General features: G+C 60.7%; 8 protein-coding genes. 1 reads left to right on the top strand and 7 read right to left on the bottom strand.

Annotated elements, in window-relative coordinates:
• Positions 1-142: 142 nt before the first annotated feature.
• The 7 genes from ACSFE6_RS24390 to zur form a co-directional block, all read right to left on the bottom strand.
• A complete protein-coding gene (locus ACSFE6_RS24390) occupies positions 143-916 on the bottom strand; it encodes a MetQ/NlpA family ABC transporter substrate-binding protein (protein WP_435429983.1) in 774 nt (257 codons plus the stop codon).
• 60 nt (positions 917-976) lie between these two features.
• Positions 977-1651, bottom strand: coding sequence for a methionine ABC transporter permease (locus ACSFE6_RS24385; RefSeq protein ID WP_435429982.1), 675 nt, complete (start codon positions 1649-1651; stop codon positions 977-979).
• Positions 1651-2658 (bottom strand): methionine ABC transporter ATP-binding protein, encoded by a 1008-nt coding sequence (locus tag ACSFE6_RS24380; RefSeq protein ID WP_435429981.1) that lies wholly within the window; start codon positions 2656-2658, stop codon positions 1651-1653. The genes ACSFE6_RS24385 and ACSFE6_RS24380 overlap by 1 nt, the downstream gene beginning before the upstream one ends.
• Before the next feature lie 266 nt (positions 2659-2924).
• Positions 2925-3644 (bottom strand): PA5502 family lipoprotein, encoded by a 720-nt coding sequence (locus tag ACSFE6_RS24375; RefSeq protein WP_435429980.1) that lies wholly within the window; start codon positions 3642-3644, stop codon positions 2925-2927.
• 37 nt (positions 3645-3681) lie between these two features.
• On the bottom strand, positions 3682-4470 hold the full coding sequence (znuB, locus tag ACSFE6_RS24370; protein WP_095194472.1) for a zinc ABC transporter permease subunit ZnuB: 789 nt from the start codon (positions 4468-4470) through the stop codon (positions 3682-3684).
• The gene (gene znuC, locus ACSFE6_RS24365) at positions 4463-5248 is read right to left on the bottom strand and encodes a zinc ABC transporter ATP-binding protein ZnuC (protein WP_008064713.1); all 786 of its coding nucleotides are present in this window, start codon (positions 5246-5248) and stop codon (positions 4463-4465) included. Before znuC ends, znuB begins: the two co-directional genes overlap by 8 nt.
• Positions 5248-5730, bottom strand: coding sequence for a zinc uptake transcriptional repressor Zur (zur, locus tag ACSFE6_RS24360; protein WP_435429979.1), 483 nt, complete (start codon positions 5728-5730; stop codon positions 5248-5250). The genes znuC and zur overlap by 1 nt, the downstream gene beginning before the upstream one ends.
• Positions 5731-5796: 66 nt before the next feature.
• Between zur and ACSFE6_RS24355 the strand changes: the two genes are divergently transcribed.
• On the top strand, positions 5797-6717 hold the full coding sequence (locus tag ACSFE6_RS24355; RefSeq protein WP_435429978.1) for a zinc ABC transporter substrate-binding protein: 921 nt from the start codon (positions 5797-5799) through the stop codon (positions 6715-6717).
• Positions 6718-6822 lie beyond the last annotated feature (105 nt).

The following is a 6822-nucleotide window of genomic DNA, read 5'->3' as shown; positions in this document are numbered from 1 at the left end:
GCTCGCGAAGAGGCCATAACATTCAACATCACCGTTGGCTGATAGACCGCTTTCGCGAGCAGGCTCGCTCCCACAGTTATGGTGTTTCAAGCAAAAAAATGGGGCGCATTCGATGCGCCCCATTTTTCGATACAGCTTCAGATCAGAACGCAGGCACCACCGCGCCTTTGTACTTCTCGATGATGAAGGCCTTCACTTCCGGGCTGTGCAAGGCAGCCACCAGTTTCTTCATCGCTTCGCTGTCCTTGTCGTCCGGACGGGCCACGAGGATGTTTACGTACGGCGAGTCGCTGCCTTCGATGACCAGTGCGTCCTTGGCCGGATCGAGCTTGGCTTCCAGGGCGTAGTTGGTGTTGATCAGTGCCAGGTCGACCTGGGTCAGCACGCGCGGGATGGTCGCGGCTTCCAGCTCACGGAATTTCAGGTCCTTGGTGTTCTCGGTGATGTCTTTCACGGTCGACAGGATGTTGTTCGAATCCTTCAACTTGATCACACCGGCCTTGGCCAGCAGCAACAGCGCGCGGCCGCCGTTGGTAGCGTCGTTCGGAATCACCACGGTGGCACCACCAGGCAGTTCGGTCAGCGCTTTGTGCTTGCTGGAGTAAGCGCCCAGAGGTTCCAGGTGCACGCCGGCTACCGACACCAGGTGGGTGCCCTTGGCCTTGTTGAACTCATCCAGGTACGGCTGGTGCTGGAAGAAGTTGGCGTCCAGACGCTTTTCCGCGACTTGCACGTTTGGCTGGATGTAATCGGTGAAGACCTTGACCTTCAGGTCTACGCCCTCCTTGGCCAGCGCCGGTTTTACGAACTCGAGGATCTCCGCGTGCGGCACAGGCGTAGCGGCGACCGTCAGGGTGTCGGCGGCATGGGCGGAAAAGGCTGCAACGGCAGCGAACGCGACGAGTAGTTTTTTCATTCAGCGAACTCCTTGTGAGGCGCCCGTTTGGCGCCTGCCAGCGAATGGCCGGCTCATGTCTTATTTACGGGAAAAATGGACAACCAGTTTGTCGCCTACGGTTTGCAGGACCTGCACCAGCACCAGCAACAACACCACCGTAACCACCATCACATCGGTCTGGAAACGCTGATAACCGAAGCGGATCGCCAGGTCACCCAAGCCACCGGCGCCCACCACACCGGCCATTGCCGTGTAGGACACCAGCGTAATGGCTGTCACCGTGATTGCCGCGAAGATGCCCGGACGGGCCTCAGGCAACAGCGCATTGGTGATGATTTGCCGCGTGGTCGCGCCCATGGCCTGGGTCGCCTCGATGATGCCGCGATCCACCTCGCGCAGCGCGGTTTCCACCAGACGCGCGAAAAATGGCGTGGCGCCGACCACCAGCGGCGGGATCGCACCGGCAACGCCCAGCGAAGTGCCAGTGATCAGCACCGTGAACGGAATCATCACGATCAGCAAAATAATGAAGGGCAGCGAACGCAGGATGTTCACCACCAGCGACAACATGGCGTAAACGCCTTTGGCTTCCAACAACTGACGCGGGCTGCAGAGAAACAGCAACACGCCCAGCGGCAGGCCCAGCAATACGGTGAACAAGAGCGAGCCGCCGAGCATCAGCAGGGTGTCGCCAGTGGCCAGCCAGATTTCGAACCAGTCGATATTGGTGAAGAAACTTGTCAGGGCTTCCATTAGCGCAGCACCTCCATGTGGACGTCCGCGGCGGTGAAGCGGGCGAAGGCCGCTTCCATATCACCGCCAGTCACGGCCAGGGTCAGTTGCCCGTAAGGGATGTCTTTGATGCGATCGATACGACCGGCGAGGATGCTGTAATCCACCCCGGTTTCGCGGGCGACGGTGCCCAACAGCGGCGCGTAGGTCGCTTCGCCCTGGAAGGTCAGACGCACGATGCGGCCAGGCACGTGAGCGAAGTCATCGCGCTGTTCGCTTTCGTCGATCTGCTCGTCTTCTTGCACGAAGCGCTTGGTGGTCGGGTGTTTCGGATGCAGGAACACCTCGGCCACCGAGCCTTGCTCGACGATCACGCCTGCGTCCATGACGCCGACCTGGTCGCAGACCCGGCGGATCACGTCCATTTCATGGGTGATCAGCACAATGGTCAGCTTCAACTCGCGATTGATCTCGGCCAGCAATTGCAGGACCGACGCCGTGGTCTGCGGGTCCAGTGCACTGGTGGCTTCGTCGCACAGCAGGATTTTCGGTTTGGTTGCCAGGGCGCGGGCAATGCCCACACGCTGTTTCTGGCCGCCGGACAGCTGTGCCGGGTACTTGTTGGCGTGATCGGACAGTCCGACCCGGGCCAGCAACTCGGCAACACGGCGGTCGATGTCGCTGCGGGACATTTCACCGGCCAGCGTCAGCGGCAGCGCGACGTTGTCGGCCACAGTCTTGGAGGCCAGCAGGTTGAAGTGCTGGAAAATCATCCCGACCTGTTGACGGAAACGGCGCAAACCGTTGGCATCGAGCGCGGTGATTTCCTCGCCGTCGACAATGATCTTGCCGCCACTGGCATTTTCCAGGCGATTGATCAGACGCAGCAGGGTACTTTTTCCCGCACCGGAATGGCCGATCAGGCCAAAGACCTGACCGTTCTCAATCGTCAGACTGGTCGGGTGAAGGGCGGGGATATCCCTACCGGCGACGCGGTAGGTTTTATGGACATTTTGAAACTCGATCACGTAGCGAACCTTGTGGGGCGCGTTGGAATAGGATCAGCGGTTAGCCGGGCGCGCATTTTAGCCTGTCCGTATAGAGGTTCTTAGCATTTATTTCGTATTCAACCAGCGATTTGGCAATAACGCGATCAAAGGTCTGGTAAACGGAACAACTAAGGTCAATGCGATGGCGGCCTGTAAATCTTCATCGTCAGAAAGGGCGCCATCGCGAGCAAGCTCGCTCCCACAGGTTTGCGCTGACTGTGGGAGCGAGCCTGCTCGCGAAGCTTTTAAGGCTGCTTGCGCGGGCTGAGAACCATCTGCGCCGGAACGCTGCGCAGAATCTGCCGCTCAAGCTTCAGATCAAATTGCGGATCAAGCTTGTTCACGCGCTTGGTCAGCAAGTTGGCCAGCCATGGAAAATCATCGGTGCGCGGCGCCTGAATGCTGACGTCGCACTGATAATTCACCACATCGGCGGCGATAGCATCCAGCTGGCGGCGCATTTTCCCCATATCAGTGATGTTCAGCTTCACCGTGGTGCTTTCAGCCTCCGGGTCAATGACCTTGGCCTTGCGTTTGGCTTCAGCGGACTTGAGGTCGGCCTCGGCCTTGTCCAGCTCGGCCTTGCGGGCCTGCGCGATGGAGCCGTTGACGCCACCGGTCAGCGCCGGCGCCTTGGGCATCAAGGCGCGCGCTCGCGCCAGTGCGGTGGCTGCCGCGTTTACATCACCTTTTTGCAGCACGATCTGGCTGCGCATCAGATAGGCTTCGGCCAACTGTCGCTGGTATTGCTCCAGGGATTGATCGTTGGGCGACTCGGCCTGCAACGCCGCCAATTGATCTTCGGCGGTGGCCAGTTCGCTGCTGGCCAGGCTTTGCTCCAGCTGTGCAATGGCCGAGGCCCGCGCATCGGGGGCCTCGGTGGCCGCCGGTGGCGTGCTTTGGCAGGCGCCCAGCAGCAGAGAAAATGCAGCAAGGAGCAGATAACGGGAGGCGGACAACTTCATTCCTGCGACTCTCTATTTGCGCAAAAAACGAGCAAGTCTACACCCCTCGACGGGGCAGAACAAAACTCAGCAGAAACAGTGCGGCGGCCGTCACAACAATCGACGGGCCGGCCGGGGTGTCCTTGAACCAGGACAGCGCCAGCCCGCCACACACGGCGAGTATGCCCAGCAAGCTCGCGCCCAGTGCCATCTGTTCCGGCGAGCGGGCGTGACGTTGTGCCGCAGCCGCCGGAATGATGAGCAACGAAGTGATCAGCAACACGCCGACGATTTTCATCGCCACGGCAATCACCACGGCGATCAGCAACATCAGCGCCATGCGCAATCCCGCCACGGGCAGGCCCTCGACCCTGGCCAGCTCCTCATGCACGGTGATCGCCAGCAACGGTCGCCACAGCGTCACCAGTAACGCCAGCACCGCCGCGCTGCCGCCGAGAATCCAGGCCAGGTCGGTCGGGCTGATCGCCAACAGGTCGCCGAACAGATAGGCCATCAGGTCGATCCGCACTTCGTGCATGAAGCTTAGTACCACCAGGCCCAAAGAGAGGGTACTCGGTGCGAGAATTCCCAAAAGCGTGTCAGACGCAAGCGGTTGACGCTGCTGCAGCGTCACCAGCATCACCGCCAGCAACAGACAGCCTACAGTGACCGCAACGGTCGGGCTGACATCCAGCAGGAAGCCCAACGCCACACCCAGCAAAGCTGCGTGGGACAGGGTGTCACCAAAATAGGCCATGCGTCGCCAGACCACGAAAGAACCCAGCGGGCCCGCAACGACTGCCAAAGCCAGACCTGCAAGCAGGGCGTAGAGCAGAAAATCAGCCATGCTTGCAGCTATCTCCATGGACATGGTTATGGCCCGACGCGGGCGCTTTCACCACCGACCCGTGCAAATCGTGAGCGTGGTCGTGATGGTGGTGATAAATCGCCAGGCTTTGTGCGTTTTTTCCGAACAGCTCGACAAAGGCCGGGTCGCCGCTGACTTGTTCGGGGTGACCGGAGCAGCAGACATGGCGATTGAGGCACACCACCTGATCGGTTGTGCTCATCACCAGATGCAGATCGTGGGAAACCATCAGCACACCGCAGCCGTGACGGTCACGCAGGCGGGTAATCAGGCTGTAGAGCTCCGCCTGGCCGGCCACGTCGACGCCTTGCACCGGCTCATCGAGCACCAGTAATTCCGGTTCGCGCAACAGGGCACGGGCCAGCAAGACACGCTGCATCTCCCCGCCGGAGACACTTTGCACAGGACTGTCGATCACCTGCTCGGCACCGACTTCCTTGAGCGCGGCCAAAGCCATCGCCCGATCCACACCTGGCACCAGACGCAAGAAACGCAGCACTGACAGCGGCAGGGTTGGATCGACATGCAGTTTTTGCGGCATGTAGCCGACCCGCAGTTTCGGCTTGCGCCAGACACTGCCACTGTCGGGCTTCAACAAGCCGAGCACGGCACGCACCAGGGTGGTCTTGCCGGCACCGTTGGGGCCAATCAGGGTAACGATCTGCCCAGGCTCGACACTGAGCTCGATGTTATCCAGCACAGGTTGCCCGGCAAAGGTGACCGCAACCTGCTCGAGACGGATCAGCGCGTTGCTCATCAAGCCCCCTGGCAACCCGAGCAGAGACCGATTACTTCGACGGTCTGGCCTTCGACGACAAATCCGACCTCCTTGGCGCTGGCCACGATCGCGTCGCTGATTGATTTCTGCTCAAGCTCGATAGCCGCATGGCAGTCACGGCAAATCAGGAACTGCCCCTGGTGCGCGTGCTCGGGATGATTGCAGCCGATGAAGGCGTTGAGCGAGGAGATGCGGTGTACCAAGCCGTTTTCCAGCAGGAAATCCAGCGCGCGGTACACGGTCGGCGGCGCGGCACGGCGCCCATCCTGTTCGCTGAGCACCGCGAGGATGTCGTACGCACCCAAGGGTTTGTGGCTTTGCCACACCAGTTCCAGCACCCGCCGACGCAACGCGGTCAAGCGCAGGCCCTGACGTTCACAAAGAGCATCGGCCTCAGACAGAGCGCTGTGCACGCAATGAGAGTGGTCGTGGGGACGGCTGGCAATCGGTGTGATAGACATGAGCGGCGACGAGTTTTGTGAGAGACGTTATTATGTTACCCGTTCTCGCCTCTTCGAGTGGTCATCGTGTCCCGACTTTTTTCAATCTTTGTCGCATTTGTCGCAAGTTTTCTGCTGATCGGTCCGGCGCAAGCCGAGGTCAAGGTCCTCACCAGCATCAAGCCCCTGCAACTGATCGCCGCCGCGGTGCAGGACGGCGTGGCGATTCCGGAGGTTTTGCTGCCGCCGGGTGCCTCCCCGCATAACTATGCCTTACGCCCCTCCGACGTACGGAAGGTGCAATCGGTGGATCTGCTGTACTGGATCGGGCCAGACATGGAAGGCTTTATGCCGCGCGTGCTGAACGGTCGTACACTGCCCAGCGTCGCCGTGCAGACGTTGCCCGGCCTGAAACTGCGTCACTTCGCCGAAGATAACCACTCCCACGCTGAAGAGGCCGACGAGCATGATCACGATCACCGCCCAGGCAGCCTGGACGCGCATTTGTGGCTATCGCCGGTCAACGCCCGGGTCATCGCCACGAAAATGGCCGAGGACCTCAGCGCGGCCGATCCTGCCAACGCTACGCGCTATCAGAGCAACCTCAAGGCCTTTGATGAGCGCCTAGGCGCACTGGATCTGCGCCTGAAGAAACGCCTGTCCGGTGTTGAAGGCAAACCTTATTTCGTCTTCCACGAGGCCTTCGACTACTTCGAAGACGCCTACGGCCTCAAGCACGCGGGTGTGTTCAGTGTCGCGGCTGAAGTGCAACCCGGCGCCCAGCACGTCGCCGCGATGCGCGCGCGGCTTCAGGAAGTCGGCAAGACGTGCGTGTTCAGCGAACCGCCACTGCGGCCACGCCTGGCCGAAACCCTGATAGCGGGCCTGCCGGTGAAACTGGCGGAACTGGATGCGCTGGGCGGGTACACCCCGGCGACGGCTCAGGGGTATGAGCAGGTGCTGGAGAAGCTGGGGAATGATTTGGCGGGGTGCCTGGAGTCGTTGTAACCAACACAGACCTCTGTAGGAGCGAGCTTGCTCGCGAAGAAATCTGCAGCACCGCGGGGTGTCAGGCACCCCGCGTCATCGTTAACGACCATCGCGAGCAAGCTC

Source organism: Pseudomonas baetica, assembly GCF_051216495.1.
Classification (GTDB): Bacteria; Pseudomonadota; Gammaproteobacteria; order Pseudomonadales; family Pseudomonadaceae; genus Aquipseudomonas; species Aquipseudomonas baetica_B.
The sequence above is the reverse complement of the archived record's forward strand: the minus strand, read 5'-3'. Positions and strand labels throughout refer to the sequence as shown.

Excerpts from the sequence above, each read along its gene's own strand:
- ACSFE6_RS24375 (WP_435429980.1), bottom strand. The coding sequence starts at position 3,644 with ATGAAGTTGTCCGCCTCCCGTTATCTGCTCCTTGCTGCATTTTCTCTG.
- znuC (WP_008064713.1), bottom strand. The coding sequence starts at position 5,248 with ATGAGCAACGCGCTGATCCGTCTCGAGCAGGTTGCGGTCACCTTTGCC.
- ACSFE6_RS24385 (WP_435429982.1), bottom strand. The coding sequence starts at position 1,651 with ATGGAAGCCCTGACAAGTTTCTTCACCAATATCGACTGGTTCGAAATC.
- ACSFE6_RS24390 (WP_435429983.1), bottom strand. The coding sequence starts at position 916 with ATGAAAAAACTACTCGTCGCGTTCGCTGCCGTTGCAGCCTTTTCCGCC.
- zur (WP_435429979.1), bottom strand. The coding sequence starts at position 5,730 with ATGTCTATCACACCGATTGCCAGCCGTCCCCACGACCACTCTCATTGC.
- znuB (WP_095194472.1), bottom strand. The coding sequence starts at position 4,470 with ATGGCTGATTTTCTGCTCTACGCCCTGCTTGCAGGTCTGGCTTTGGCA.